Below are 26,906 nucleotides of genomic sequence, written 5' to 3' on the forward strand. Positions count from 1 at the left end.
AGTCCGTAGACGTAATGGCCGCGCTGAAGGACCTTCTCGGTGACCTCGTGACGGACGTCGACGCGCTGGTGTTGTTCTCCCCCAGCGGGTCGTACTACGAGCGGGCGACCGAGGCCGTCGGGAGCGAGACGGACCTCGTCGTCGTCGGCGCGGAGAACTCCGTCGGTGCCGAGGCGTTCGTCGAGCTGCCGCTCTCCTTCGCGGAGGTGTCCGAGCGCATCCGCTTCGGTATCGAGGGCGCCCTCGACAACGAGTACGTCGAGGACGGCGACGACCTCGCCTGTGTGACGTCGATGTTCGGCGACGGCGAGGACACGGTCTCTCGCGTCCGCGTGGACGCCCAGCGCCACTCCGGTATCTACGATCTCTTCGTCCACTCGCGCGCCGACCCGTCGGTCATCCGTGACGTCCTCGACGTCGTCATCGAACTCGGCCGGAAGGGCCAGAAGGGCAAGCCCGTGGGCGCGCTCTTCGTCGTCGGCGACGCTGGGAAGGTGATGAACAAGTCCCGGCCGCTCTCCTACAACCCCTTCGAGAAGAGCCACGTCCACGTCGGCGACCCCATCGTGAACGTGATGCTGAAGGAGTTCTCGCGCCTCGATGGCGCGTTCGTCATCTCCGACTCGGGGAAAATCGTCTCCGCCTACCGCTACCTTGAGGGGTCCGCGGAGGGCGTCGACATCCCGAAGGGCCTCGGGACGCGCCACATGGCGGCGGCCGGTATCACGCGCGAGACGAACGCCATCGCGGTGGTGTTGAGCGAGAGCGACGGGCTCGTCCGGGCCTTCAAGGGCGGCGAGCTCGTCCTCGAACTCGACCCGGAGGAGTATTGATGCCGGTCGACTGGCAGACGTTCGTGGCCGAGGACTTCGACTACCTGCTCGCTGTCGGTGTGCTCATCGTCGGCTTCGTGGCGGGCTATCTGATGGGGCGAGTGAACGACCGGGTGTTGCGCGCCGTCGGCGTCCCGGAGGCCGTCGAGGGGACGAGCGTCGAGCGGACGGCGCGGCGCTTCGGGACGGACGTCGTCTCGATACTCGCGCACATCTCCTCGTGGGTCATCTACGTCGTCGCGGTCGTGCTCGCGCTCGCGGTGACGGACCTCGTGGTGCTCCGGGCGCTCTGGTATCGGCTCGTCGGCTACGTGCCCGCGGTGGTGTTCGCGACCGCCGTCCTCGTCTTCGGCGTCATCGTCGGTGACAAGGTCGAAGTCGTCGTCTCCGAGCGCCTGCGCGGCGTGAAAGTCCCCGAAATCGGCGTCCTGCCGAGCGTCGTGAAGTACAGCGTCGTCTTCGTCGCGGTGTTGGTGGCGCTCGGCCAACTCGGCGTCGCGACGTTCCCGCTCGTCCTCCTCTTCGCGGCGTACGTCGTCGCCGTCATCGTCTTCACCGTCGTCGCGACGAAGGACCTCCTCACGTCCGCGGCCGCCGGCGTCTACGTCCTCCTCAACCAGCCCTACAGCATCGGCGACCGGGTCCGCATCGGCGAGATGCACGGCATCGTCCAGGAGATGGACGTCTTCGTGACCTACATCGAGGACGACGGCACCGAGTACGTCGTGCCCAACAGCCTCGTCTTCGAGCACGGCGTCGTCAAGGAACGCGACTGACGCTGCTCACTCGTCCGCGCCGTCGTCTTGCTCTCCCTCCGCTTCCCTGCCCCCGTCGTAGCGTACCGGCTCGGCGGGGACGCCGGCGACGGTCGTTTCCGGCGGGACGTCCTCGGTGACGAGCGAGTTCGCGGCGACCTGTGCGTCGTGGCCGATGGTGACGCCGGGGAGGACGATGGCGCCCGCGCCGACCATCGCGCGCTCGCCGACGACGACTTCGCCGGTCCGGTACTCGTCCTGCAGGAACTCGTGGCAGAGGAGGGTGGTATCGTAGCCGACGATGGCGTCGTCCTCGACGGTGACGAGTTCCGGGAAGAAGACGTCCGGCGTCGCCTCCAACCCGAAGGCGACGCCGGCGCCCACCGTCATTCCGAGGAGGCGATAGAGGAGGACTTTGAGGCGGAGGCTCGGCGAGTGGCGCGCGAGGACGATGCAGGCGTAGTTGAGGGCGACCCGAAGCGGGCCCTTCGCCTCGCGCCAGTGGCGGAGGGCGTTGTGCGCTCCCGGGGTGGGGTGGCGCTCCAGTCGGTCGTGGCGGCGGTCACTCACGTCCCGTGGTTCGTCACGCCACGGCATGAAATCGGCGTTTGCGCCCGAGATTACGACGGTTGTCGTAGCCGGGATTTATGGTCGTCGTACCCCTCTGTGTGTGTAACGAGATGCAAGCGCGACAACTGCCGAAGGGACTCCCCGAAACCGTGGAATCGCCGCGTGGAAAGCTCGTCTATCTCTACCTGCAGTTCCACGAGGGCGCGACCGTCGAAGAACTCCGTGACGGCCTCGACCTCCAGCGGATTACGCTGTTCAGCGTGCTGAAGACGCTCGAAGAACGCGGCGTCGTCGAACAAGACGACGAGGAATACGTTACCGCTCGACCGGCCTGAACTCGCCCGTTACGTCCCAGTCGTGGATACACGCTACTTCTCCTTCCTCACCGTCGGGTACGCGCCATGCCTCGGCGTCCTCGTCCCATGCTTCTCGTCGTCCGCATCGGTCACAGGACCGCTCGTTCGGCGCACGAATGGTGACACTCATACCCATAGGAATGGCGTGGACGCGTAAAAGGGTAACCTTCCCCGGCAATGATTGTCACGCCGCTGAACCGGTTCATCACGGTCGTTAATCCCAAAACCGGTCGAACTGCGGTGAAAGAAACTCCGGTGTCATCCGGACGAACTCCTCGCGCTCTTCCGGCCCGAGATACTCGTAAACCGACCGCGGGGCGTCCGCCGTGTAGCGCTCGCCGACGAAGATGCGTACCCCGCGCTCGTCGCGCCCGCGGACGACGCGCCCGATGGCCTGTCGGGAGCGACGCACCGCGGGGACGGTCAGCGCGTACGCGAAGGCGTTCTCCTCGCCGAACGCGTCCGCGTACGCCCGCCGGACCGCCCGGACGCGCGGCGAGGCGACGTTCACCAGCGGCACGCCGACCACCGCACAGCAGTGGAGCTTGTCGCCGTCGTAGTCCACGCCCTCCGTCAGCGTCCCTCTCGTGGAGGTGACGAGCACCTTCCCCGGCCCGCGGAAGAACTCCCGCTTCAGGCGTTCGGTCTCCTCGTCGCTCGAACTCGCGTCCACGAGCACGTCCTTCTCGGTGGCGTCCGCGAGGTAGTCGCCCGCCCACGCCGCCTCCCGGTAGTTCGGCATACAGACCATGACGTTCCCGTGACTGCGCGCCACCGTCCGCAGGACGTAGCGGTACTGCTCGCGCGTCGAATTCGTGTTCTGACCCGTCGGCTCGCCCCGATTCCGAGCGGTGAACGGCGTCGCCGCCACCGTCCACGACGCCCGGTTCTCCTCGGGGAACGGCAGGTCGTACGTCCGCTCCGTGACCGGACGGGGGTCTTCCGGGTCGTTCGCGAGCGCGTTCAGGCCGACAACGTCGCGGAAGACGTCGATGGGCTCGAGCGTCGCGGACATCAGGACGCCGCCGCCCAAGCCCGCGAGGACGTCGCGGACGGCGTCGCCCGGCATACAGTTGTACATCACGAGCCCCGCCGTGTACTGGGCCTCCCACGGCTCGCCCGAGCCCGCCTCCTTCGGCGCGTGCTCCAACTCGATTTCGCGGAAGTAGGTCGCGTGGTCGCGCTCCCACCAGTTCGTGAACGTCTGCCCGACGGCCCCGGCGACCGTCGCGCGGTCCTCCTCCTCGAGGACGTCCTCGACGGCCGACCCGACGTGGACGAGGCGCCGCCAGAAGTCGCCCGTGTAGCCCTCTTCCTCGGCCCAGCGCGTCAGCGCGTCTGGTTCGTCGACTGTCGGGTCCCGCAGCGGGAACTCGACGTCGCGCTCGGGCCACTCGCGCTGGCCGTCGAGCTCATCGGCGAGGCGCTCGCTCACCTCGCCGGTGAGCCACGCGCCCACGTCGTCGTAGAACTCCCGCGCGCGCTTCACGTCGTCCAACGTCACGTCGAAGTCCGCGAGGTGTGCGGCGAGCTCCTCCCTGTTGCCCTCGCTCTGAGTCGCCTGCGCGACGAGTTCGCTCATGTCGTTGCGCGCCCGGCGGAGCGTGTGCCGGCCCACGCGGTCGGAGAGCAGGTCGCGGACGCGCTCCTCGATGCGGTGGGCCTCGTCCACGATGACGAAGGTGTCCTCGCCGACGACGCCCTCGATGAGCGGGCGACTCTGCGGGTCGAAGAGGTGGTTGTAGTTCCCGACGACGATATCCGCCTCGCCCAGCAGGACGCTCTGCACGCGGTGGGGGCACGTCCCCGCTTCGACAGCCGTCGGCAGGAAGTCCTCGGAGGTGACGACCGAGTGCTCGCCGACGTCGAAGCCGACCGGCGATCCGCGATTCCGGCCGTACCAGTCGGCCTCGAAGGGACAGAACAGCGGTTCGTCCTCGTCGATTTCTGCATCTGCGCTCGGCTGGACGGGAACGTAGGGCGAACTCGCGCCCGCGGTTTCGAGCGTGGACTGGTCGATGGCCTCGCGCCCCGGACGCGCGGACTTCGCCAAATCCCGGGCCCGAACGGGGTCCCACCACGCCTCCTCGACGTCCTCGTCCGTCCGAATTTCGGTGAGGTCCTCGATCTCCTCGCCGTCGTAGCGCGCCCCCTCGCTTCCGGCCTCCACGAGGCCCGCCGTCGTCTCCCGGAGGTCCTCACACCGGTCGTGTGTGCTGACGTCGTCCGGGAAGACGTCCTCCCGGCCGTACGGGCAGAGGTCGCGCTTGCCGACGAGCGCCACGCTCTTCAGGGGGTCGTCGCTCCCCGCGTTCATCGTCCGCAAGTCCTCGACGAACTGCCGGAGTTGCTGTTTGACCGGCGTCACCACGAGGACGTTCTCGTAGACGCCGTCGTCGAGCAGGGTCGCGGCGGCGGTCAGCGCCGCCATCGTCTTCCCCGTGCCGCAGGGCCCCTCCATCGCGAGGTAGCCGTTGTCCCTCCCTGCGTCGAGCGCGGCCTCGATGGCGTCCGCCTGGTTGTCGTACGGCTCCTCGAAGCCGAAGCGCTCGCGCCACGCGGCCCCCGTCTCGCCGTCGGCGTCGCTCATTCACAGGAAGTGGGGCCCGCTCGCATTTGAGGGTGCGGATTAGAAATCGAAGTCGAGATCGAGGGGCACCGCGCCCTTCGTGTAGCCCTCGACGCGGCCGCTCGGGCGCACGCGGAAGACGACCGCGGGGCGGTGCTGGACGTCCGGGCGCTCGCCGAGGAGCGCCTGCCAGTCGTCGTCGGGGAAACTCGAGCAGTCCACGAAGAGCGTCGCGCCACCGCCGTGTTCGGCGAGTTGGCCGCTCGTCTTCGTCTGGACGGTGTCGCGAATCGCGGCGGCGGGCGTCCCAGCCGAGCGTTCGTTCACGGGGAGGGGGCGCGTCACCTCCACGAGGTAGGCGCCGTCCTCGCCGGGGCGTTCCGCGCGGAAGTCGAGCGAGTGCCCGGTCGCCACCTCGATCTCGGGCGTTATCTCGTAGCCCGACTCGTGGAGGAGCCACGCGGCGTCGAACTCGCCCATCGCCGCGCTCGTCCGCGTCAAGTCGAGGTATTCGGAGGTGCCGAGTTTCCCCGCCATCACGTGCCGATAGGGCTCGAGGACGCCGCTCTTCAGGAAGCCGTCGTAGAACGCGAGCGCCTCGTCGCACTCGGCGTCCGGGAAGCCCGCGGCGTGCTCGCGGAAGAACTCGCGGGACGTCTCGCGGCCGTCCTTCGAGTAGAACACCGGGAGGAAGAACCACGAGAGGTAGGTGTACTCCGCGAGCCACGGCTCCTCCTCGTGGAGGCCGGCGAGCAACTCGCGTTGCGCCCACCGCGAGACGTCGAACGGCGCCTCCGCGAAGGTGTGCTTGTCCGTGCGCCAGAGCGCGCTCGGCGTCTCGGTGTTCCCGAGCCAGTACGCACCCCCACCGGTCTCGTCGTAGGCGAAGAGTGCGAGGTCGCCGTTGTCCATCTCGAAGCGCCGCGCGGAATACCCCGCTGGCGGCGTGAACCACGGCGACGTCGCCGTCGCTCCGATGTTGCTCTCGAGGTCCGAGAGCAGCTGTGAGCGGACGCGCTCGGCCGACCACGTCTCGGGAGAGTATCGGAATCGGAGCGGATGTGCCACACTAGATCTAGTCTTCCGTGGGGTTTACGTCTTCCGTCACCCCTGAGAATCGCGGTTCTTGCCGGCGCGAGCGACCGTTCTCACCGCCCGGCGAGCGGTCGATAGAGGATGTCCTCGCAGTCGGGACAGCGGAGCACGTCGGCGCCCTTGTGCGTGCCCTGCGTGCCGGGCGTCTCACACGCGCTGCAGACGGGGACGATGTCGGGGTCGGTAACGTCGAGTCGCATCGGCGGAATCGACGCGACCCATTCCCTTCTATTCACCGGCCACGAGGCGGGAACGAGGTAGACGGGCGTCCGACACCCATGGGGCCGCCGACACGTCGAGCGTCCTTCACGGGGTTTTTGATGCCGACACTCCGAACTCTCGGCGTGTCTCAGAACGCGAGCGACCGCTGGCTCTACGCGTGGGCGGGCGCGAACGTCGCCATCGGCGCAATCTCGCTCCTCGTCCCGCTCTTCGTCGTCGGCCTCGGCGGGAACGCCTTCGACCTCGGCGTCCTCTGGTTCGCGACGTCCGTCGCGATGGTCCCCGGTGCGCTCGGCGTCGGCGCGCTCGTCGACCGGACGGGCCGTCACCGTCCATTCGGCCTCGCCGGCCTCGCCGGTATCGCCGTCGCCACCGCGATTCTCCCGCTCCTCGATAGCGTCATCGCCGTCGTCCTCGTGGACGCCGTCCTCTGGCTCTGCGTCGCGAGCGTCAGCCCCGTCTTCACGACGCTCGTCCTCGCGGACGCCCCGGAGCGCGAGTGGAGCGGCCGCATCGCCCGCCTCAGCAAGTATCAGGGCTACGGCTGGGCCGGTGGGCTCGTCCTCGGCGCCGTCTGGACGCGTGTCGTCGGGACGATGCTCTCGCCCCTGGCCGTCCAACGCTCCCTGCTCGTCGTCTGCGCCGGCCTCCTCGTCGCCGCGACGCTCGCCGCCGCGCGCTGGCTCCCCACCGCCGGTCGCGTGCCCGACGCGGACGACCTCGGCCGCCGGCCCCGCACTCTCCGCACGGTCCGGGGCACGCTCAGCCCGCTCCTCCCCGGGCGGCTCGTCTCGCTCGCGCGCACCTCCGACCCGAAGGCGCTCCTGCACGGCGTCAGCCGCCCGCTCGCCGTCTACCTCGCCGCCGTCTCCGTCTTCTTCGCCGGCTTCAGCGTCTTCAGCGCGCCCCTCCCCGACTTCCTCGCCGGCGTCGGCTTCGGCGACGACGCCGTCTACGTCCTCTACGTCGTCTCCAGTCTCTCCTCCGCCGCGTTCTACGTCGGCGCCGGCGCGCTCGCCGACCGCTACAACATCCGGCGCCTCCAGTCCGGCGCGCTCGGCATGCGTGTGCTCGCCTTCCCCGCCATCGCCGTCGCCGCCTACGCGCTCGGCGCGCCGTCGCTCGGCAGCCTCATCGGCGTCGCCCTCCTCAACGTCGCCGTCGGCCTCTCGTGGGCCGTCATCGCCGTCACCGCGAACACGCTCGTCGCGCGCTACGCCGCCCCCGGTCGGCGCGGCGCCGCCCTCGGTCTCTACACCGCACTCTCGTCGGGCGCCGGCGGCATCGGCGGCCTCTTCGGCGGGTGGCTCGCCGCCCGCGCCGGCTACCTCGTCACCTTCGAAGTCGCCGGTGCGCTCGTCCTCATCGGTGGCCTCGTCGTCCTCGGCCTCGGCTGGCTCACCGGCGGCGAGCGGGCCGGAGCGAGCGCGGGTGCCGACTAACGCCGTTCAGTGACGAACCGCACCCACATCCCGTCGGGGTCGACGGCCTCGACGGCGTCCCGCTCCGTCTCTCGGACCTCGTAGCCCGCGTTCTCGACGCGCTCGCTGACGACGGTCCGACTCGTCTCGTCCGGGAGCATTATCTCGAACCATCGGAGGCCGCGCGCCGCCGGGTCCGCGGGCGCACGGCGCGACTGCCACGTGTTCAGCGCGACGTGGTGGTGGTAGCCGTCCGCCGCGACGAACACCCCGCCGTCGATGCGCTCCTGTATTCGGAAGCCGAGCGCCCCCACGTAGAACGCCGTCGCGCGCTCGAGGTCGGTCACTTCGAGGTGGACGTGTCCCACGTCCGTCCCCACCGGGAGCGCACGCCGCCCGGTCGTCGCTGACGCGAGCCCCGAGCGGTCGAACGGCAGCGTCCCGATGTCGGGGCTCCCGTCCTCGTCGCGCGGCCACTCCGCCCGCGGCCGGTCGCGATACACCTCCACGCCGTTTCCCTCCGGGTCGCGCAGGTAGAGCGCCTCACTCACCAGATGGTCGGACGCGCCCGTCAGCGCCGCGTCGCTCGCCTCCACGCGAGCGAGCACGTCTGCGAGCGCCGCCCGGTCCGGCACCCGGACCGCGACGTGGAACAGCCCCGCAGCATCGCTCGCGCGCGCCGGCGCGCCCGCGTCCTCGACGAGCACCAGACACGGCCGGTCGCCCGCCGACAGCGTCGCCCGCGCACCGTCGCGCGACACCGTGAACCCCAGCACGTCCCGATAGAACGGCAGGACGTCCGACAGCGACCCCACAGTCAGCGCCACCCGGCCGAGACGCGTCCCCGCCGGTAGCTCCTCGCCCGCACCACCCTCAGTCATGCCCGTGTGTAGGGGTGACCCCCTCTCTAGTGGTTCGGTTTCCGGAGCATGTCGCAACTGGGACGGTCGGGAGAAGGCAGAATTGGATTCTAAACGAGAAGTCGGAAGCCAAGGGGGGGATTTGAACCCCCGAATTCTCGATTACAAATCGAGTGCTTGAACCGCCCAAGCTCCCTTGGCGCACGCTACTCTTCGTCGTCCCCCTTTGTTTGCGTATCGCTTTCCGCCGATTTCTCCATGACGTGGCGGTGGGGGCCGTAGCCGCGCGACTCGTAGAGTTCGCGGGCGCGCTCGTTGTCCGCCATGACGGAGATCGCGAGGACGTCCGCGCCCGCCTCGCGGAGGGCGTCCTCGGCGGCGTCGAGGAGCCGCGACCCGACGCCCGCCCCGCGGTAGGGTAGTTCGACGTAGACGTTGTCGACGACGCCGCGCTGGGCGTCCTCGTCGTAGAGGCCGCTCTCGACGTGATACATCACGAACCCGACAGGATCCTCGCGGGCGGGGTCGCGCGCGACGAACACGCGGTCGGTGGCGACGTACTGTGAGAGGACGTCGCGGGCGGTCGAACGGTTCTCCTCGGGCAGCAGGTGGGTTCCGTGGGCACGCTGGTCGGCGACGAGCGCGACCCAGAGGTCGACGAGCGCGTCGAGGTCCTGCATCGTCGGCCGTTCGACACGGATGCCCGCGGCGCGTCGCACCATCGTCGGAGACTGCCGTTCGGGCGACTTATGTCCGTCGTTCAGTACTGGTGGCAGTCCGCACAGACGAGTTGGCCGTTGACGTTCGCGAGCGACTCGGCGAGGCCGCCACAGACCTCGCAGACGCTCTGGGCCGAGAACTCCTGGCTCTCCGCCCCGCGTCGGTCGTCCGGCGGGCCGTTCTCGACGGCGGACGCCGCCGTGTCGGGAGCGGTTTCGACGGTGGCGCGCGACGCCGTCGTGACGTCCCGGACCCCGACGACGCCGAGCAGGCCGGTGCCGTCCGCGACGAGCAGGTAGTCGCTTCCCGTGCGCCGGATGGCGCTCGCGGCGTCCGCCAGCGTCGCCTCCGGTCTGAGCGTCACCGGTGGGTCGGCCATCGCGTCGCCCACGGTGACGTCGTCGACGTCGCCGGCGGCCACGTGGTCGAGGACGTCGCGGGCGCTCAGCAGGCCGACCGGCTCGTCGCCGTCGAGGACGACGGCGGCGTCCGCCTCGTTCTCGCGGAGGAGGCGAACCGTCTCGCGGAGGTCCTCGCCCTCGCCGACGCCGACGTATTCGCGGGCCATCACGTCACGGAGTGGGACAGGTGTCATGACCACAGGTACCACACCCCACGGTAAAAGCGTATTCCCCACGAGCGAAACCGAGTCGTTCAAACGCCTCTGGCGGGTTCTACACGGCGATGACAACGCCGTCGTTCGCCATCGGTATCGCGGGGGGTACCGGTGCGGGCAAGACCACGCTCGCGCGCGAGATGGCCGCCGGACGCGCCGAGGCCGTCACGCTCGTCCCAATCGACAACTACTACGACGACCTCGGCCACCTCCCCTTCGAGGAGCGCGCGGACGCCAACTACGACCACCCCTCCGCCTTCGAGTGGGAGCTCCTCCGCGACCACCTCGAGACCCTCCTCGGCGGCGACCCCGTCGAGATGCCCCAGTACGACTTCACCGAACACCGCCGCACCGACGAGACGGTGCACGTCGAACCCACCGACGTCATCGTCGTGGAGGGCATCTTCGCGCTCTACGACGAGGAGATTATCGACACCCTCGACCTCTGCGTCTACGTCGAGGCCGACGCCGACGTCCGCATCCTCCGCCGCATCGAGCGCGACGTCGTCGAGCGCGGACGCGACATCGAGGACGTCATCGAGCAGTACCGCGCGACGGTGAAGCCGATGCACGAACGCTACGTCGAGCCCACGAAGAAGAACGCCGACATCGTCGTCCCGGAAGGCGCGAACGGCGTCGCTGTCGACCTGCTCGCGGAGAAAGTGCGCGCCGAGTCCGTCCGCGAACTCGGCGTCGAGCGCTAACGTAGACGGCGTCTCGCCCCGCAGTACGACGGCTTACTCGCCGCCCGGGTGGTAGTCCCAGAGGTCGCCGGCGCGCATGCCCTCGCCGACCTGCTTCCAGAAGTCGACCTTGTCCGAATACTCCTCGGCCTCGACGTGCTCGAAGATGTCCGCGACGGAGACGACCTTCTGGTAGTTGATGCGGACCGGGTCGTCGCCGTACTCGGCGACGAACTCGTCCTTCTGGAGGGGGAAGTCCTCGTCCTCCTCGACCTTCTTCGAGAGGACCGCCATACCGTACTTGCGGCCGCCCTCGCTCCCCTTCTCGCCGTCCGGGTCGTGGGGCCAGTCACGGCCCGACTCGTCGTACATGTCCTCCATACTTCGACGTGCGGTAGGGGTACCCAAAACGGTTACTCTCCGCGGACGCGACGCCGCGCCACCGACGACTGTGCGTCTCGGCGGCGAGAGGGACGGCGACACGGAGTCACGACTCCACGTCGCAGTTCTCGGTAAAACGGCGAGGCTGGGATTCGAACCCAGGAGGCTGAATGCCACCGGTTTTCAAGACCGGCGCGTTAGGCCGCTCCGCCACCTCGCCGCGCATCTGATGGTGAGTGCGCGGCCCCCTAATCGCTGTCGGTTCTACAGGTCGCGCTCGCGGCCGAGGTTGCGGAGCGTGCTGTCGCAGTCCGCACAGACGCGTCCGTCCGGGTCGGCGACGCGCGCGCCACACTCCAGGCATTCGTACTCCTGTACGCCATCGACCTCGACTGTTGGCCGCATGACCAACGATACTCGACAACCGACAAAAATTGTTGTCCTTAATGACGTATTACTGCGCTAGTCACGTTCGAGGACGCGATTGCCCATTCGTTCAGTAAGGTGGACCGGGAGGTCCGCGAGGAACTCGGTGGTGTGCTGGGGGACGACGCGGCCGGCGCGGCGGCGGGCGTCGACGCGCGCGATGAGCGTCCGGAGGTCGGTCGGGGTGTGGACGGCGACGGACTCGTGGATGAAGTCGACGTCGAGGCCGGCGTCGCGGGCGCGCGCGGCGAGTGTGTCGAGTTCGGGGACGGCGTACGCGCCCGCGAAGTCGATGGGCTCGGAGAAGGCGGCGTAGTAGACGCGGCCGTCCGCGGCGGGCCCGAGGACGACGTCGCGCCGGCGGAGCTTCATCGCGGCGGAGTCGAGGTCCTTGCGCCCGAGGAGGGGCGCGATGGGGTCCGCGACGGCCACCGAGGACTCCTCCTCGCGTTCGAGGAGGTGGGTGACGGTGTTGCCGACGCGCGCGTCGTAACTCGACCCGACCTGCACCTCGAAGCGGGTCTCCTCCAACTCGTCCTCGTCGAGCGCTTCGGCGGCGAGTTCGCGGACGGCGGCCTCGCTCGATTTCGCGCGCCGGTGGGATTCGGGGAGGAGGTCGTCCGGCCGGTAGTTGACGAGGAGGTCGCCGCCGCTGTCCGCGCCGGCGCGCAGGAGGTCCTTCGTCATCGCGCGGTAGAGGTCGACGGTTTCGGCGGGCGTGAGCACGCTGTCCGCGAGGCCGGGGAGCACGAGGCCCTCGCGGGGCGGGTCGACCATAGCAACGAGGAGCGTCATACGCACCCGTCGGCGTCGTGCGGCCTTGAAAGCACGCTTTCGGGCGGCGGACACGGAGAGAACTGCCGGCGATCGAGTGGCCGCCGGCACGGACGACGAGGGCTGGGGAGGGCCGCGGGGGACACGGTGGGAGCGTCGCGGAGGGATGCGACGACTGCGGCAGCGGACGCGGTGGGTGCGTCCGTGGTGTGCGGCGGGCGAGTGAGGGCCGTCGCCCGGTGCGGTGACGGGTGGGTGAGGGCGTCCACCCGATGGCGCGGCGGTGAGGGCGTCGCCGCGTGCGAGTGCGGATGGGGAGGGGGCCGTCCGCGAGCGTGACGGGCCGACCCGGAGGGGCGGGACGGCGCGTCGGGCGTCCGTCGTGACGAACCACGTCGAGGGAGGCGTGGGTCGCCGGGCGTCGCACGGAGGGACGGTGCGACGGGAGGGCGTGCGACCGGGAGGGAATCGGTCGCGGGTGGCCCGCGCGGGCCGTCAGCGGGTGACCGCAGAGCGGTCGGAGTCGTCCGCCGGGGAGGGGCGCTCCGGCGGGACGCATTCCTACGTATGTCCCGCACCGGGATAAAATTACTGGCTACAGTAGTGTGAAATAAAGTCCGCGCTACCGGCCGCGACGCCCCTTCGTCTGCCGGTAATCCGTCCCGAGAAGGTCCAGAAATGCCGTCACGAACTCGTCCTTCTGCTCGTCCGTCATCGCGCCCGGATGCACCATCGGCATCAACTCGAAGCCGCGCCCGCGGATGCGCTCCGCGTGGTGCGTCACGACGTCGAGGTCCGCCACCGGAGTCGTCGTGTACTCCTCGCCTATTTCCGCGAGTGCGCGCTCGCCGACCGGCACGATGACCTCCGGGTTGATCATCCGTAGGTCCGCGTTCAGGAAGGGTTCGCACGTTGCCACCTCCTCGTCGCTCGGCGGCCGTTCGGGGTGGCGACACCGCGTCAAGTACGCGAGATAGGCGTTCTCGAGCTCGGGCTCCTCGCTGTCCGGGAGCGAGTTGTTCAGCCCGACCTGTCCGAGGATGTCCTGGAACCGCTCGCCCACCGCGTCACCCGTGAACGGTACGCCCGTCCGCTCGGCCGCCTCGCTCGGCGCCTCGCCGACGAAGACGAAGTCCGCACCCACGTCGCCGTAGCCGTGCACGACGCGCTCGCGGACGTCGCAGACCCGCTCGCAGTTGCGACACGTCTCGTCCATCCCGAACGGGTTGTACCGGCTCTCCTGCTCGGCGTCCATCGGATCAGGAATCGCGGTGCGCCGGGAAAGGCGTGCCGACTCCCTATTCGACCTTCGTCTCGGCGTCCTCGGGGTCGTTCTCCGGGCTCGACGGGTGATAGTCGGTGTCGTACTCGCCGGGCTGGTCGTCCAGCCGGTCCGGGTTGATGCGCCCGCCGAGGAGCATGAAGTCCAGAATCGTCAGCCGGCACATCGCCTCGACGACCGGCACGCCGCGCGGCGGCAGGACGGGGTCGTGGCGGCCGATAACCTGCGCCGACTTCTCCTCGCCCGTCTCCCAGTCGACCGTCGTCTGCTCCTGCGGGATCGAGGTCGGCGCGTGCAGCGTCAGCTCGCCGTAAATCGGCTGGCCGGTCGTGATGCCGCCCTGAATCCCGCCGTGGTCGTTGCCGACGGGAATGGGGTCGCCGTTCTCGTCGAACGTCCAGTCCTCGTTGCGCTCGCTGCCCGCGTACTCGCGGGCTTCGCGGCCGAGACCGAACTCGAACGCCGTCGCGGCCGGCACCGCCATCAGCGCCTGCCCGAGCCGCGCCGGCACGCTGTCGAAACGCGGTGCGCCGAGGCCCCGGGGCGCGCCCCGAATCTCGAAGTAAATCGAGCCGCCGATGGAGTCGCCCTCCTCCTGGTACTCCGCGATGCGCTCCTGCATCGCCTCGGCGGCGTCCGGGTCCGCACACCGGACGTCGTTCTCCTCGGTGTTCTCGAGCATCTCCTCCCACGACACGTCGTCCGCCTCGATGTCGTCGATCTGGTTCACGTGGGCCTTCACGCGGACGCCGTGCTCGCGCAGAATCTTCTTCGCGATGGCGCCTGCCGCCACCCAGTTCACCGTCTCGCGCGCCGACGAGCGCCCGCCGCCGCCCCAGTTGCGCGTCCCGAACTTCGCGGAGTACGTGAAGTCGCCGTGCGAGGGACGGGGTGCCGTGATGAACGGCTCGTACTTCCCGGAGCGTGCGTCCTTGTTCTGGATGGTCATCCCGATGGGCGTCCCCGTCGTGTAGCCGTCCTGAATCCCGGACTGGATGGTCACTTCGTCCGGCTCGCCGCGCGAAGTCGTGATCATCGACTGGCCGGGCTTGCGCCGGTCGAGTTCGTACTGGATGTCGTCCTCGTCGAGTTCGAGGCCGGCGGGCACGCCGGAGACGGTCACGCCCATCCCCTTGCCGTGGCTCTCGCCGTACGTCGTCACCTGAAAGAGTCGCCCGAAGCGATTCCCGTTCATTACTACCGGCTTCGGCCGCCCGAGGTTAAAGGCCTTGCAAAACGCGCAAAATCGGACCCCGATTGCCGGCGGTTCATACCCGAGGACGCGACGAGTGCGTCGCATGCGCTGACGACTTCCTCGGGGCGGGCGAGCGAAACTCGCCGGCAGCCCGCCCGACGCTCGCCGCCGGCGTGTTCGCCCCCACCAGACGCGTCTCCCGTCGTTTCTCGGGCGGTTTCGCGGCGCCCTCGCAGTGCTCGGTTGCCGCGTCTATTCGCGCCCGACGTTCACACCGAGTTCGTAGAGCACGTCGAAGAACCCGGGGAAGGAGACGTCGACGTCCTCCGCGCCGCTGATGGTCGTCTCGCCCTCCGCGACGAGCGCCGCGACTGCGAGCGCCATCACGATGCGGTGGTCGCCGAGCCCCTCGACGTCGGCACCGTGGAGGTCGCTCTCGCCGCCGTGGACGACGAGCGCGTCGCGCTGCTCCTCGACTTCGGCACCCATCTTCGAGAGCTCCGCCGCCATCGCGCTCACGCGGTCCGTCTCCTTGTAGCGGACGTGCTCGGCGTTCACGATTTCCGTCGTCCCGTCCGCGGCCGCGCCGAGCGCCGCGATCGTCGGGAGGAGGTCGGGTGTGTCCCCGACGTCCACCGTCGTCCCCGTCAACTCGGAGCGCCGCACGACCGCACGGCCGTTCTCCCGGTCCCACTCGAGGTCCGCGCCCATGTCCTCGAGAATCCCGAGGATGGCGCTGTCGCCCTGCGCGCTCGGGAAGACTTCGTGGACCTCGACCTCGGGGTCGCCCGCGAGCGCGCCCGCAGCAAGCAGGTAGGACGCCGAGGAGAAGTCGCCCGGGACGGTGTACTCGCCACCCTCGGGCTCGTAGGACTGCCCACCCTCGACGCGGTAGCCCGACTCGGTCCGCTCGGCGGCGACGCCGAAGTCGTCCATCACTTCGAGGGTGATGTCGACGTACGGTGCGGACTTCAGCTCCGTCGAGAGCTCGACGTCGACGCCCTCCTCGGTCACCGCGCCCGCCATCAGGAGCGCGGAGACGAACTGCGAGGAGACATCGCCCGGAATCGTCACCGTGCCGCCCTCGATGGGGCCCTCGACGACGAGCGGTGCCTGTCCGTTCCCGCGCGTCGAACGCGCCGACCCGCCGAGCTGGTCGACGGCGTCCAGAAGCGGGCCCTGTGGGCGCGAGCGCAGCGACTCGTCGCCCGTGAGAACGGTGATACCGTCCGCGAGCGCAGCTGCGGCCGTCGTGAGACGCATCGTCGTCCCGGAGTTCCCGCAGTCCACGACGTCCGGAGGTACCTCGGGCCGACCCGCGAACCCCTCAATTTCGAGGACGTCCTGTACTTCGGCGGCCGAGCCACCGAACGCCTCCACGGCGCCCATCGTCTCGCGGGTGTCCGCGGAGCCGAGGGCGTGGTGGACGAGCGCACCGTCGGAGTAGCCGGCGGCGAGGATGGCGCGGTGCGTGTAGCTCTTCGACGGCGGTGCGTGAGCGTCCCCGTGGACGCGGGACTGGGGGACTGTGACCTTCATACTCGGTGACGACGGAGGTGCCGTCCGTAAGCGTTCCGGGGTGGGCAAGACCCCCGCCGCCGTGCGACAACGCTTTTCGGGTGCGCGGGCACACCACCGACTATGGACCCGGACCTCTCGGCGCTCGATTCGTTTCTCGATGACGCGGGCCACGACGGCTATCTGCTCCACGCGGGCTCGGACCTCGCCGACCAGTACTACCTCTCAGGCTTCGACGCGCCCGACCCGTTCGTCACTCTCTACACGCCCGAAGAGACGGCGCTCCTCGTCTCCGGGTTGGAGTACGGCCGCGCGAAGAACGAGGCGCGCGCGGACGCCGTGAAACGCCACGCCGACTACGACCTGCGCGAGAAGGCCGCCGAGTACGGCCGCGAGGAGGCACGCATCCGCGTCCTCGCCGAATTCCTCGCCGAGTTCGGCGCCACCGACGTCGCGACGAACGAGCGCTTCCCGCTCGGCGTCGCGGACGGCCTCCGCGAGCACGACATTTCGGTGACGGCGGACCGCGACGACCACGTCGGGGACGCGCGCGCCGTCAAGACCGACGCGGAAGTCGAGCACGTCCGCGAAGCGCAGCAGGCGAACGAGGCGTCGATGCGCGCCGCCGAGGACCTCCTCCGCGAGGCCACCGTCGAGGACGGCGTCCTCCACTACGAGGGCGCCCCGCTCACGTCCGAGCGCGTGAAGGAGGAGATCGAGGTGACGCTGCTTCGGCACGGCTGTGCGCTCGACGAGACCATCGTCGCCTGCGGGGCGGACGCGGCGGAACCGCACAACCGGGGCTCGGGACCGCTGCACGCGGACGAGCCCATCGTCGTCGACATCTTCCCACGCGACAAGGAGTCGCACTACCACGCGGACATGACCCGGACGTTCGTGAAGGGCACGCCGAGCGACGAGGCCCGCGAGTTCTACGACGTCACCGAGGCGGCCTTCGAGGCGGCCTTCGACGCGCTCGAACCGGGTGCGACGGGCCGCGAGGTCCACGCCGCGGCCTGCGAGGTCTACGAGGACGCGGGCTATCCGACGCTCCGCTCGGACCCGAGCACCGAGACGGGGTTCATTCACTCGACGGGCCACGGCGTCGGCCTCGAAGTCCACGAGGGGCCGGGGGTGAGCGACAGCTCGGAGACGGAGCTCGAACCCGGCCACGTCGTCACCATCGAACCCGGCCTCTACGACCCCGACGTCGGTGGTGTTCGCATCGAGGACATCGCCGTCGTCACCGAGGACGGCTACGAGGACCTCACCGACTACCGGGTGGAGTTCGTCGTCGAGTAGTCCTCCTCTCTTGCGAGCGTGATGGAGTGGGTGACGAGGTCGTCCATCCGGTTGAGGGCGGCTTCGACGTCCTCCAGGCCCTCGACCTCCGGATGGGAGGCGCGCGTCGCATTGAGCGCGGCGCGCGCGTTCTCGATGGAGTCTTCGAGGTCGTAGGCGAGCACGTTCGTCAACTCCATGAGGTGGGCGCCGCGCGTCGTCTCGCCGGCGACGGTCTGCTGGAAGTGAATCGAGAGGCCGTCCTCGGAGGGGTAGGCCCGCACCTCGAAGTGTTTGTCCAGCGGGTCGAAGGTCTCGTCGAACGTCACGGGGTTCTGCGTCGCGATGGCGCGGTGGAACTCCGTGTAGAACGTCGACCCGACGGCCTCCGGGAAGACCTCCCAGACGTTCTCGCCGATGACGCGGTCGGCGCTGACCTCGAGGAGGCTCTCGGCCTCCTCGTTGATGTAGGTGAAACACCAGTCCCGGTCGAGCGCGAAGAAGGCGTCCGTGATGCGCTCGTAGACGTTCCGCGCGAGGTCGTTGAGGAGCGCGACGTCCTGCTCGGCCCGATAGCGCCGCGAGGCGGAGACGAGCGTGTCGGCGAGCTCCGTGAGACTGTCGCGGTCGTCCGCCCGGATGTAGTCGGTGACGTCCGCGGAGATGGCGTTCGCGGCGAGTTCCTCGGAGCCGTTCGAGACGTAGAGGACGACGGGAATCGCGGGGTGTGTGTCGCGGACGAGGCGAAGGACGCCGACGGCGCCGATGCCGTCGCGACCGTCCTCGCAGACGATACAGTCGACTTCGCGCTCGGAGAGGACGTCGACCACCGCCGACCCGTCTTCGACGGTCTCGACTTCGGCGACGTCGTCGAAGTCGGCGAGGTCACTCGCGCGTTCGTCGTCGGACCCCCCACCGACGTAGAGTACGCGAACGCCGTCCTCCATTCTGTGAGAAGTTACTCGTCAATGCTGAAAAACGCGTCGGCAGACGCGAGACTCAGTCCTCCTCGCTCAACGACTTGAAGACGGCGACGACGTCCTCGTCGCTGAGCGCGCCGAGCTCGTCGTCGAGCGTCGCCTCCAGCGCGTCGAGGTCCGCGAGGAGGCGCTGGTACTCCTCGTTCTCCGCGAGCGCCTCCGGGTCCTTGCGCGCTTCGAGTGCCGCGCGCTTCGAGGCGAGCGCGAAGTACTCGCGGACTTCGACGGTGTAGAGGCGCCGTGCGAGCAGGCGACTGACGAGGTCGATCAACTCCTCGCGGGTGACCGGCTTGACGAGGTAGGCGTCGAACCCCATCTCGATGATGTCGAAGTCGGGGTCGACGGCGCTCACCATCGCGACCTGTGCGTCGCTGCCGGTCTCGCGAATCGTGGTGAGCACCTCGTCGCCGGAGGACTCCGGGAGGCGGCGGTCGAGTAGGACGACGTCGACGTCCTCGTCGAAGCGCTCGATGGCCTCGCTCGCCGTGTTGGCGATACGGACCTCGTGGTCGCCTTGGAGCCACGCGGCGTAGAGGTCTGCGAGGTCATGGTCGTCCTCGACGACGAGGACGGTCGGCCGGTCGGTCATTCAGGGAATGCTTTGGCGTCACGACGCTTAAATCCCCCAGACGTGGTGAGGGGAGCGAACGTCTTTTGCCCGCGCGCGGGCTACCGCAATCCGATATGGAGGTACTCGTCGTCGGGGCGGGCGAGATGGGGCGCTGGTTCGCGGCCACCGTCACGTCCGACGTCGCGTTCGCGGACGCCGACCCCGCGCGAGCCGAGGCCGCGGCGGACGCGCTCGGCCGTCGCGGGCGCGCCGTCCCGCTCGATTCGTCGGAGTCGTTCGGCGTCGTCTGTCTCGCCGTGCCAATGCGCGTCGCCACCGAGGCCGTCGCGGAGCACGCCGAGAAGGCCCAGCAGGCCGTCGTGGACGTCACGGGGTCGATGCGCGCGCCGCTGGACGCGATGGCGCGGGCCGCCCCCGCGCGGGAGCGCGTGAGCTTCCACCCGCTGTTCGCGGCGGACGCCGCACCCGGCACGGTCGCGGTCTCGACGGGCGCGGGCGGGCCCGCGACGGACGGCATCCGTCGTGACATCGAGGCGGCGGGCAACGACCTCGTGGACGTCGCGCCCGAGGAGCACGACGACGCGATGCGCACCGTGCAGGGGCGCACGCACGCCGCCATCCTCGCGTTCGCGCTCGCGGCGGACGCCGCGGACTCCGAGGTGCCCGACGAACTCGCGACCCCGGTCTACGAGCAGCTGTCCGCGCTCGCCGAGCGCGTCCTCGACGGGACGCCGCGCGTCTACGCGGACATTCAGGCGACGTTCGACGGTGCGGCCGACGTCGCCGCCGCCGCCGAGCGCCTCGCCGACACCGACCCCGACGACTACGACGCCCTCTTCAGTGATGTCCGTAAATAGAGACGAACTCCGAGCGAACGCGAAGTACCTCCGGGGTGTCCGCCCCATCGACCCGGAGGAGATCTGTGAGTACCTCTCGCGCCCGCGCCACCCGGCGGTCGTCCGGCAAGCGCTCCGCGAGGAGGCGGTCGACCTCGGCCTCGTCGAGCGCGAGGACGGCACGTTCGTCCCCGTCGAGGAGGGTCCCGCGGCGGTGCCCGACACGGCGATTACGGCGTTCCCGGCCGAGCACGCGCGCGTCCTCGAGGACCACCTCGTGGACACCTACGGGCCGGACTGGCACCGCGGGGAGAGCGGTGACGCGCTCCGCAAGGCCATCCGCCGTCTGAAGGAGGACTACTACCACGAGAACGACGTCACGTACGACGAGACGGCGGCGCTCGGCTACGCGATTTACCACCTCCCGGACTACTACGCGGTCGGCCGGTACGTCGCCGCGGACCTCGCACGCGACGGCCTCCTCCCGCGGAACGCGCGCGTCCTCGACATCGGTGCGGGCGTCGGCGGCCCCTTCCTCGGGCTCGCAGACGCCGTCCCGGAGGACGGCCTGCTCGACTACCACGCTGTGGAGCCGAGCGCCGCCGCGGACGTCCTCACGGACTTCTTCGACGAGGCACCCAGAAACGTCCACGGGACGCTCCATCCCCACACGGCGGAGGCGTTCGAGCCCGCGGGCGAGTTCGACCTCGTGACGGCGTTCAGCGTCCTCAGCGAACTCGATGACCCCGTTGCGGTCGCCGAACGCTACCTCGACTGTCTCGCGGACGACGGGACGCTCGTCCTCGTCGCGCCCGCCGACCGGAACACGAGCATTCAGCTCCGGGAGGTCGAGCGCGAACTGGAGGACCACGGCGTCACCGTCTACGCGCCGACCGTCCGCCTCTGGGAGGGGGAGCGGCCGAGCGACCGCGGGTGGTCGTTCGTCGAGAAACCCGACGTCGAGGCCCCACCCTTCCAGCGACGCCTCGCGGAGGCCGCCGAGCGTCCCTCGGAGTTCCTGAACGAGACGGTGAAGTATAGCTATAGCTTCCTGCGGACGGACGAGAAACGCCGTCACGACGTCTCGCTCCCGATTTCGCGCTACGCGAAGCTCGCCAACGCCGAGGAGTACGTCTCGAACCGCGTGGACCTCGTCGCCGCGAAACTCTCGAACGACCTCTCGGAGGGCGGAAACCCGCTCTACAAGGTGAGCGACGGGAGCGAGGCCGTCGACTGCTACGCGGTGCTCGTGAACCGCACGGCATTGAACCGCGACCTCCTGCGCGCCGACTACGGCGACCTGCTGGAGTTCGAGTCCGTCCTTTGCCTCTGGAACGCTGACGAGGGCGCGTACAACTTCGTCGTGGACGAGGACACCGTCGTCGACCGTCTCGTCTGAGGGAAGCGGTCGAAGCGGGCCGAGACGGGAACCGTTTTGCCCGCCGGCGCGCGAGCGAACGCATGGACATCGTTCTCACGAACGACGACGGCATCGAGAGCCCGGGCTTGGAGGCGCTCTACGAGGAACTCTCCGCCGTCGCGGACGTCACGGCGGTCGCGCCCGCCTCGGACATGAGCGCGACGGGCCGCGCGCTCTCCCGTGAGGTCACCGTCGACGAGCACTCGCTCGGCTACGCGGTCCACGGCACGCCCTCGGACTGCGTGGTGGCGGCGCTCGAATCGCTCGTACCCGACCCCGACCTCGTGGTCTCCGGTTGCAACCGCGGGGGAAACCTCGGGATGTACGTCCTCGGGCGCTCGGGGACGGTGAGCGCGGCCGTCGAGGCGGCGTTCTTCGACGTGCCCGCCATCGCCGTCTCGCTCGCGCTGACGAGCGAGGACTTCGAGGCGGGCGCGACACCGAAGGAGGACTACGCGGAGGCCGCGGCGGCCACGCGCTATCTCGTCGAGGAGGCGGTCGGGTCGACCGTCTTCGAGCGCGCGGACTACCTGAACGTGAACGCGCCGCGCCCCGGCACCGAGACCGGCGAGCTGGCGGTGACGACGCCGACCCACGACTACGACATGACGGTGGAGCGCGACGGCGCGCACCTCCGGCTCGTCGACCAGATGTGGCGGCGGATGGACGAGGGCATCGTCGCGGGCGAACCCGACGACAGCGACCTGCGCGCCGTCGTCGAGGGCCGGACGAGCGTCTCGCCACTCACCGCGCCGCACACCACGGAGCACCACGAGGTGCTGGACGCGCTCGCGGAGTCCTACTGAGCGGCGCCGTCGAGCGCCCGCGCCGGTCGTGCATCGCTAGCGCGGGTGCGCGGAGGCGAAGTCCCTTTGTCGGCCACGGGACAACAGTTCGGTATGTCCGCCGAAGACATCGACGCCGTCGACCAGGCCATCCTGTACGCCCTGCAGGAGGACGCGCGGAACCTCTCCTCGAGCGACATCGCGGAGCGGACCGGCACCTCGGGAAGCACGGTCCGGAAGCGAATCCAGCGCCTCGAGGAGGCGGGCGTCATCAAGGGGTACAGCGCCGAAATCGACTACGAGCGCTCGGGCTACCCGATCCGGATGCTCCTCTTCTGCACGGCGTCCATCCACGAGCGCAGCGATCTCATTCCCGAGGTGCTGGCCATCGACGGCGTCGTCTCGGTGCAGGAACTCATCACGGGCGAGGAGAACCTCCTCGTGACCGCCGTCGGCCACTCGGACAGCGACATCACGCCCATCGCGGAGGAGCTCCTCGACATGGGCATCACCGTCTCCGACGAGGTGCTCGTCAAGAGCCACGTGACGACGCCGTTCGGCCAGTTCGAGAACGCCGAGGAGTGAGTGTCCGGCGCGGCCCGCGACGAATCCTTCACGAAAGATAATACGACTGAACGAACGAATTGGTACCAATCCAAGCCTTTATTGACCAATCTGTTCGTATAGTGGGGTAGGTGCGACCGGGGACGCCAGTCCTCGGCCACGACACGAACAGACCCATGCCGGACACACCCCACACACGCACGGTCGGAGCGCTCTCGGACACCGCGTCGGACGCGCCGTCGCGAACGCCCGAGCGACTCACCCGACTCGTGTGGGTGCTCTGGGTCGCGAGCGTCGGCGTCCTCGCCGCCCACGTCGCCACGGGCGCGACGTGGTCCGTCCCGGGCGTCGCCGCCGTCGACGGCCTGAGTGCCGTGATGTGGGTCGCCGTCACCTTCTTCAGCGGCATCGTCCACAGCTACTCGCGGCGCTACATGGCCGGTAGCGAGCGCGTTACGGCGTTCTTCGCGCGGGTCTTCGGCTTCACGCTCGTCGTGATGGCGCTCGTCGCCGCCGCGAACCTCGCGCTCTTCGTCCTCGCGTGGCTCGCGATGGGCCTCCTCATGGCCGACCTCATCGGCTACGCCCGCGACTGGCCTCAGGCGCAGGCCGCCGCGACGCTCGCACGCCGCTACTTCCTCGCCAGCAGCGCGCTCGTCGGCGTCGCTGCCGCGACGCTCTGGGCGACGACCGGTGCGACAACGTTCGCCGACGTCGCCAGCGCCGCCGGCACGCTCTCCGAGACCGCCTGGCTGGTCGTCGCCGGCAGCCTCCTGCTCGCCGCGATGGTGCAGTCCGCGCTCGTCCCCTTCCACGGCTGGCTCCTCTCCTCGATGACCGCGCCGACCCCCGCATCCGCGCTCATGCACGCCGGCTTCGTCAACGCCGGCGGCGTCCTCCTCCTCCGCTTCGCGCCCGTCGTCACCGCCGACACGCGCTTCATGCTCCTCCTCGTCGCCGTCGGGGCCGCGAGCGCGCTCGCCGGAAAACTCCTGCGCACCGTCCAGACGGACGTCAAGGGTCGGCTCGGCTGCTCGACCACCGGCCAGATGAGCTACATGCTCATGCAGGCCGGCCTCGGCTTCTTCGCCGCCGCCATCACCCACCTCATCCTCCACGGCTTCTACAAGGCCTACATGTTCCTCTCCAACGGGAGCGGCATCGAGCGCACGACGCCCGGACACGGCCACGACGCGACGCCGTCACTCACCGCCACCGGCGCGCTTGCCACCGGCGTCACGGCCGTCGCCGGCGGCGCGATCTTCGCGCTCATCACCGGCGAGGGCCTCCACGCCGACAGCGGCCTCCTGCTCGCCGGCCTCGTCGTGCTGACGACGCTCCACGCGGCGCGCCAAGCACTCGGCCGCACCGGCGTTTCCCCGGCCGTCCGCTACGGCGCGGTGGCGCTCGTCTTTCTGCCCGCGATTACCGTCTACGGCTTCGTCTACGCCGGCATCGAGCACGTCCTCGCCGGCTCGACCATTGCGACCGCGCCCACCGAGTTGAGCGCCGTCCACGTCGCCGTCGCCGCGGCGTTCGCCGCCGTCTACCTCGCCATCGAGACCGGCGCGTACCGCCGGAGCACGCGCCTCTACGTCGCGCTCCGCAACCTCGCCCGCCCGAATCCCCGCACGCTCCTGACGAACACGGAGGACTACAATGAGTACTGAGCACGACACCGATGTCGTCCGCGACTGCGTCGAACAGGCCGCCGAGACGGTCGGCACGAACTGGCCGCTGCACTCGTTCGTGACCGCGAACCCGCTTTCGGGCTACGAGGACCGCCCGTTCCACGAGGCAGTCGAGCGGGCCGAAACCCTCCGCGGCGGCCGCGCCTACCCCGACGCGGAGACCTTCCGCGACGCGTGGCAGCGCGGTGAAATCGACCCGGACGTCCTCCGGGCCGAACTCGCCGAGCACGGCTACGACGCCGACCCGGAGACACTCCTCGCGCGGCTCGCCGACCGCGAGACGGACGGGGACGACGGCGTGCGCGCCGCCCGCGACGGGGCGACGGCGCGCGTCGACCGTGCGCTCTCCTCGTGGCTCGCCGCCTTCCTCGACGAGGGCGAGGCGTCGTGGCCGATGCCGAACCGCGAGGCCGGCTTCTACGACGCCTTCCGCGCCACGGCCCGCCACGACGACCGGATTCCGGACGCCGCCTCGCTCGCCGACGCGCCCGACGACCCCGCCGCTGCCGTCGCAGCCGTCCTCAACGGCCACTCCCGCGAGCGCTGGACGGCCGTCTTCGAGGCCCAGTTGAACGCCCTCCCGGGCTGGACCGGCCTCGTCAAGTACCGCGCGGAGCGCGGCGACGAGTGGCAGGACGCCTACCCGATCACGCTCGTCGGCTACCTTGCCGCCCGCCTCCTCCTCGTCGAGCGCTTCGACGCGCCGCTCGACCCGCTCGCCGACGCCGAGCACGACGCCGCCGTCGCGGACGGAGCGGCGAGCATGGACGACGTGCCGCTCGAAGAGGTGTGGCTCCGCGCGTGGGAATCCTCCTACCGGAGCGAAGTCGTCGACGCCGTCGCGGACGCGAGCGCGGCGCGCGCACGGTCCCGGACCGCCGACGCGGACGCCGCGGACGGCCGCCCCGACGCGCAGCTCGTCTTCTGTATCGACACGCGCTCGGAGGTGTTCCGCCGCCACCTCGAGGCCGCGGGCGACTACGAGACCCACGGCTACGCCGGGTTCTTCGGCGTCCCGATGCAGTACGAGGGCTACGACGGCGACGCGAGCGCCGACGCCTGCCCGCCCATCGTTGAGGCCGAACACTACGTCCGCGACCAACCCGACGGCTCTCACGAGCATGACCACGAGGCCTACGACCGCTGGACTGGCCGCGTCACGGCCGGCGAGAAAGTGCTGAAGGCCGTGAAGTCGAACGCCGCGACGGCGTTCAGCTTCGTCGAGAGCGCGGGGGCCGCCTACGGCGCGGCGCTCGCCGCCCGGACGCTCCTCCCCGAGCGCGTCCACGACCTCCGCGACGCCGTCGAGGACCGCTTCCCGAACGCCTACGAGTTCTGCACGCCGACCGTCGACCACGACGGCGAGCGCGCCGGCGTCCGCGACCTCCCGGTCGGCATGTCGCACGAGGAGAAGGTCGAGTACGCCGCGGCCGCCTTCGAGACGATGGGCTGGGAGGAGTTCGCCCGCCTCGTCGTCTTCACCGGCCACGCCAGTGAGACGACGAACAACCCGTTCGACGCCAGCCTCGACTGTGGCGCCTGTGCCGGCCAGCCCGGCGGCCCGAACGCGCGCGTGCTCGCCGCCATCTGCAACGACGACGACGTCGTCGCGGCGCTCCGCGAGCGCGGACACGATATCCCCGAGGACACTGTCTTCCTCGCCGCCGAGCACAACACGACGACCGACGAGGTGACACTCTACGACGGCGACATCCCCGAGAGCCACGCAGCCGACGTCGAACGGCTCCGCGCCGACCTCGAGGACGCGCGCGCCGGCGCGGCCGCCGAGCGCGCCGAATCGATGGGCGCCGACCCCGAGCGCGGCGTCCGCGAGACCGAGCGCCGCGCCGCCGACTGGGCCGAGACCCGCCCCGAGTGGGGGCTCGCCGGCAACGCCTCGTTCGTTATCGGACCGCGCGAGCTCACCGACGACGTGAACCTCGACGGCCGCGCGTTCCTCCACTCCTACGACTGGCAGCAGGACGACGAGGCCGACGCACTCGACGCGATTTTCGCCGGCCCCGTCGTCGTCACCCAGTGGATCAACAACCAGTACTACTGCTCGACCGTCGACAACGCCGCCTACGGCAGCGGCTCGAAGGTCACGCACAACCCGGTCGGGAACGTCGGCGTCTACCAGGGCAACGGTGGCGACCTCATGACCGGCCTCCCGCTCCAGTCGCTCATGGCCGCCGACGACGCCCTCCACCACCGCCCGCTCCGCCTCTCCGTCGTCGTCCACGCGCCCGTCGAGCGCGTCGAAGACGTCCTCGCGGCGAACGACCACGTCGCGACGCTCTGCGAGAACGGCTGGCTCTCGCTCACCGTCGTCGACCCGACGCGCGGCCACGACGCCTACGAGTACGACGGCGAATTCGCCGTCGGAGACGAGACGGCCGAACACGCGACGCTACGTGTGGACGAACGGGCGTCCGAGCGCGCCGACGAGCACGAGCCGGCGCGCGAGCGCGAGGTGCGCGCCGTCGCGACCGACGACTGAGA

At 69.9% G+C, this 26,906-nt stretch carries 28 protein-coding genes and 2 tRNA genes; 12 read left to right on the forward strand and 18 right to left on the reverse strand.

Going from position 1 to position 26,906, the window contains the following annotated elements:
* Positions 1-14 precede the first annotated feature (14 nt).
* Together dacZ and ACQUS8_RS01105 are read left to right on the forward strand one after the other, a co-directional pair.
* Complete coding sequence (gene dacZ, locus ACQUS8_RS01100) at positions 15-833, forward strand: diadenylate cyclase DacZ (protein ID WP_435095660.1); 819 nt, start codon at positions 15-17, stop codon at positions 831-833.
* The gene (locus ACQUS8_RS01105) at positions 833-1,609 is read left to right on the forward strand and encodes a mechanosensitive ion channel domain-containing protein (protein WP_435095663.1); all 777 of its coding nucleotides are present in this window, start codon (positions 833-835) and stop codon (positions 1,607-1,609) included. Before dacZ ends, ACQUS8_RS01105 begins: the two co-directional genes overlap by 1 nt.
* Before the next feature lie 6 nt (positions 1,610-1,615).
* Here ACQUS8_RS01105 and ACQUS8_RS01110 read toward each other — a convergent pair whose 3' ends face one another.
* Positions 1,616-2,185, reverse strand: a complete 570-nt coding sequence (locus ACQUS8_RS01110; RefSeq protein WP_435095666.1) for an acyltransferase — start codon at positions 2,183-2,185, stop codon at positions 1,616-1,618.
* A gap of 83 nt (positions 2,186-2,268) precedes the next feature.
* Between ACQUS8_RS01110 and ACQUS8_RS01115 the strand changes: the two genes are divergently transcribed.
* Positions 2,269-2,493, forward strand: a complete 225-nt coding sequence (locus ACQUS8_RS01115; RefSeq protein WP_435095669.1) for a TrmB family transcriptional regulator — start codon at positions 2,269-2,271, stop codon at positions 2,491-2,493.
* Here the strand turns inward: ACQUS8_RS01115 and ACQUS8_RS01120 are convergent.
* The 4 genes from ACQUS8_RS01120 to ACQUS8_RS01135 all read right to left on the reverse strand — a co-directional run bounded on the left by ACQUS8_RS01120 (position 2,474) and on the right by ACQUS8_RS01135 (position 6,378).
* Positions 2,474-2,650: an HEWD family protein gene (locus ACQUS8_RS01120; protein ID WP_435095672.1), complete on the reverse strand. Its 177-nt coding sequence runs from the start codon at positions 2,648-2,650 to the stop codon at positions 2,474-2,476. The two genes, ACQUS8_RS01115 and ACQUS8_RS01120, sit on opposite strands and share 20 nt — an antisense overlap.
* 78 nt (positions 2,651-2,728) lie before the next feature.
* Positions 2,729-5,104 (reverse strand): ATP-dependent DNA helicase, encoded by a 2,376-nt coding sequence (locus tag ACQUS8_RS01125; protein WP_435095675.1) that lies wholly within the window; start codon positions 5,102-5,104, stop codon positions 2,729-2,731.
* Between the two features lie 39 nt (positions 5,105-5,143).
* Entirely contained in the window at positions 5,144-6,151 is a 1,008-nt protein-coding gene (locus ACQUS8_RS01130) for a DUF5784 family protein (protein WP_435095678.1), read from the reverse strand.
* Positions 6,152-6,231: 80 nt separating this feature from the next.
* Positions 6,232-6,378: a hypothetical protein gene (locus tag ACQUS8_RS01135; protein ID WP_435095681.1), complete on the reverse strand. Its 147-nt coding sequence runs from the start codon at positions 6,376-6,378 to the stop codon at positions 6,232-6,234.
* 120 nt (positions 6,379-6,498) lie between these two features.
* On the opposite strand from ACQUS8_RS01135, the gene ACQUS8_RS01140 reads away from it, so the two are divergent.
* Complete coding sequence (locus ACQUS8_RS01140; protein WP_435095684.1) at positions 6,499-7,842, forward strand: MFS transporter; 1,344 nt, start codon at positions 6,499-6,501, stop codon at positions 7,840-7,842.
* Here the strand turns inward: ACQUS8_RS01140 and ACQUS8_RS01145 are convergent.
* From ACQUS8_RS01145 to ACQUS8_RS01160, 4 genes are all read right to left on the reverse strand, one after another.
* Entirely contained in the window at positions 7,839-8,702 is an 864-nt protein-coding gene (locus ACQUS8_RS01145) for a VOC family protein (RefSeq protein WP_435095686.1), read from the reverse strand. The two genes, ACQUS8_RS01140 and ACQUS8_RS01145, sit on opposite strands and share 4 nt — an antisense overlap.
* 106 nt (positions 8,703-8,808) lie before the next feature.
* Positions 8,809-8,882 (reverse strand) — tRNA-Thr (locus ACQUS8_RS01150).
* A gap of 5 nt (positions 8,883-8,887) precedes the next feature.
* Entirely contained in the window at positions 8,888-9,403 is a 516-nt protein-coding gene (locus ACQUS8_RS01155; protein WP_435095688.1) for a GNAT family N-acetyltransferase, read from the reverse strand.
* 38 nt (positions 9,404-9,441) lie between these two features.
* Positions 9,442-9,996 (reverse strand): CBS domain-containing protein, encoded by a 555-nt coding sequence (locus tag ACQUS8_RS01160; RefSeq protein ID WP_435095692.1) that lies wholly within the window; start codon positions 9,994-9,996, stop codon positions 9,442-9,444.
* Positions 9,997-10,085: 89 nt separating this feature from the next.
* Between ACQUS8_RS01160 and udk the strand changes: the two genes are divergently transcribed.
* Positions 10,086-10,721 carry a uridine kinase gene (gene udk / locus ACQUS8_RS01165; RefSeq protein ID WP_435095694.1) on the forward strand — a complete coding sequence of 212 codons (636 nt, stop codon included), beginning with the start codon at positions 10,086-10,088 and terminating at the stop codon, positions 10,719-10,721.
* A gap of 33 nt (positions 10,722-10,754) precedes the next feature.
* On the opposite strand, the gene ACQUS8_RS01170 is transcribed toward udk, so the two are convergent.
* The 7 genes from ACQUS8_RS01170 to aroA form a co-directional block, all read right to left on the reverse strand.
* Positions 10,755-11,081: a DUF5785 family protein gene (locus tag ACQUS8_RS01170; protein WP_435095696.1), complete on the reverse strand. Its 327-nt coding sequence runs from the start codon at positions 11,079-11,081 to the stop codon at positions 10,755-10,757.
* A 137-nt stretch (positions 11,082-11,218) separates the two neighbouring features.
* Positions 11,219-11,301 (reverse strand) — tRNA-Ser (locus tag ACQUS8_RS01175).
* Positions 11,302-11,345: 44 nt separating this feature from the next.
* Positions 11,346-11,486, reverse strand: a complete 141-nt coding sequence (locus ACQUS8_RS01180) for a rubrerythrin-like domain-containing protein (protein ID WP_435095698.1) — start codon at positions 11,484-11,486, stop codon at positions 11,346-11,348.
* 57 nt (positions 11,487-11,543) lie between these two features.
* Positions 11,544-12,302, reverse strand: coding sequence for a DUF2064 domain-containing protein (locus tag ACQUS8_RS01185; RefSeq protein WP_435095701.1), 759 nt, complete (start codon positions 12,300-12,302; stop codon positions 11,544-11,546).
* 601 nt (positions 12,303-12,903) lie between these two features.
* Positions 12,904-13,536: a uracil-DNA glycosylase gene (locus ACQUS8_RS01190; RefSeq protein ID WP_435095703.1), complete on the reverse strand. Its 633-nt coding sequence runs from the start codon at positions 13,534-13,536 to the stop codon at positions 12,904-12,906.
* 43 nt (positions 13,537-13,579) lie between these two features.
* The gene (aroC, locus tag ACQUS8_RS01195) at positions 13,580-14,758 is read right to left on the reverse strand and encodes a chorismate synthase (protein ID WP_435095705.1); all 1,179 of its coding nucleotides are present in this window, start codon (positions 14,756-14,758) and stop codon (positions 13,580-13,582) included.
* 252 nt (positions 14,759-15,010) lie between these two features.
* Complete coding sequence (gene aroA, locus ACQUS8_RS01200; protein ID WP_435095708.1) at positions 15,011-16,297, reverse strand: 3-phosphoshikimate 1-carboxyvinyltransferase; 1,287 nt, start codon at positions 16,295-16,297, stop codon at positions 15,011-15,013.
* Positions 16,298-16,399: 102 nt separating this feature from the next.
* Between aroA and ACQUS8_RS01205 the strand changes: the two genes are divergently transcribed.
* Positions 16,400-17,578 carry a M24 family metallopeptidase gene (locus tag ACQUS8_RS01205; protein WP_435095711.1) on the forward strand — a complete coding sequence of 393 codons (1,179 nt, stop codon included), beginning with the start codon at positions 16,400-16,402 and terminating at the stop codon, positions 17,576-17,578.
* Here ACQUS8_RS01205 and ACQUS8_RS01210 read toward each other — a convergent pair.
* Together ACQUS8_RS01210 and ACQUS8_RS01215 are read right to left on the reverse strand one after the other, a co-directional pair.
* Positions 17,551-18,504 (reverse strand): PAS domain-containing protein, encoded by a 954-nt coding sequence (locus ACQUS8_RS01210; protein WP_435095714.1) that lies wholly within the window; start codon positions 18,502-18,504, stop codon positions 17,551-17,553. The two genes, ACQUS8_RS01205 and ACQUS8_RS01210, sit on opposite strands and share 28 nt — an antisense overlap.
* Before the next feature lie 52 nt (positions 18,505-18,556).
* A complete protein-coding gene (locus ACQUS8_RS01215; RefSeq protein ID WP_435095717.1) occupies positions 18,557-19,126 on the reverse strand; it encodes a HalX domain-containing protein in 570 nt (189 codons plus the stop codon).
* Positions 19,127-19,221: 95 nt separating this feature from the next.
* Between ACQUS8_RS01215 and ACQUS8_RS01220 the strand changes: the two genes are divergently transcribed.
* The 6 genes from ACQUS8_RS01220 (at position 19,222) to ACQUS8_RS01245 (ending at position 26,904) form a co-directional block, all read left to right on the forward strand.
* Positions 19,222-19,965, forward strand: a complete 744-nt coding sequence (locus tag ACQUS8_RS01220) for a prephenate dehydrogenase dimerization domain-containing protein (RefSeq protein WP_435095720.1) — start codon at positions 19,222-19,224, stop codon at positions 19,963-19,965.
* Positions 19,952-21,343 carry a small ribosomal subunit Rsm22 family protein gene (locus tag ACQUS8_RS01225; RefSeq protein ID WP_435095723.1) on the forward strand — a complete coding sequence of 464 codons (1,392 nt, stop codon included), beginning with the start codon at positions 19,952-19,954 and terminating at the stop codon, positions 21,341-21,343. The genes ACQUS8_RS01220 and ACQUS8_RS01225 overlap by 14 nt, the downstream gene beginning before the upstream one ends.
* A gap of 62 nt (positions 21,344-21,405) precedes the next feature.
* The gene (gene surE / locus ACQUS8_RS01230; protein ID WP_435095726.1) at positions 21,406-22,170 is read left to right on the forward strand and encodes a 5'/3'-nucleotidase SurE; all 765 of its coding nucleotides are present in this window, start codon (positions 21,406-21,408) and stop codon (positions 22,168-22,170) included.
* Between the two features lie 93 nt (positions 22,171-22,263).
* Positions 22,264-22,734, forward strand: a complete 471-nt coding sequence (locus ACQUS8_RS01235) for an Lrp/AsnC family transcriptional regulator (RefSeq protein ID WP_435095729.1) — start codon at positions 22,264-22,266, stop codon at positions 22,732-22,734.
* A gap of 155 nt (positions 22,735-22,889) precedes the next feature.
* A complete protein-coding gene (locus ACQUS8_RS01240; RefSeq protein WP_435095732.1) occupies positions 22,890-24,383 on the forward strand; it encodes a proton-conducting transporter transmembrane domain-containing protein in 1,494 nt (497 codons plus the stop codon).
* Positions 24,373-26,904, forward strand: coding sequence for a DUF2309 domain-containing protein (locus ACQUS8_RS01245; protein ID WP_435095735.1), 2,532 nt, complete (start codon positions 24,373-24,375; stop codon positions 26,902-26,904). The genes ACQUS8_RS01240 and ACQUS8_RS01245 overlap by 11 nt, the downstream gene beginning before the upstream one ends.
* The last annotated feature ends 2 nt before the right edge of the window (positions 26,905-26,906 follow it).

This window comes from Halarchaeum sp. P4 (assembly GCF_051195175.1).
In the GTDB taxonomy this organism is placed as follows: Archaea; Halobacteriota; Halobacteria; order Halobacteriales; family Halobacteriaceae; genus Halarchaeum.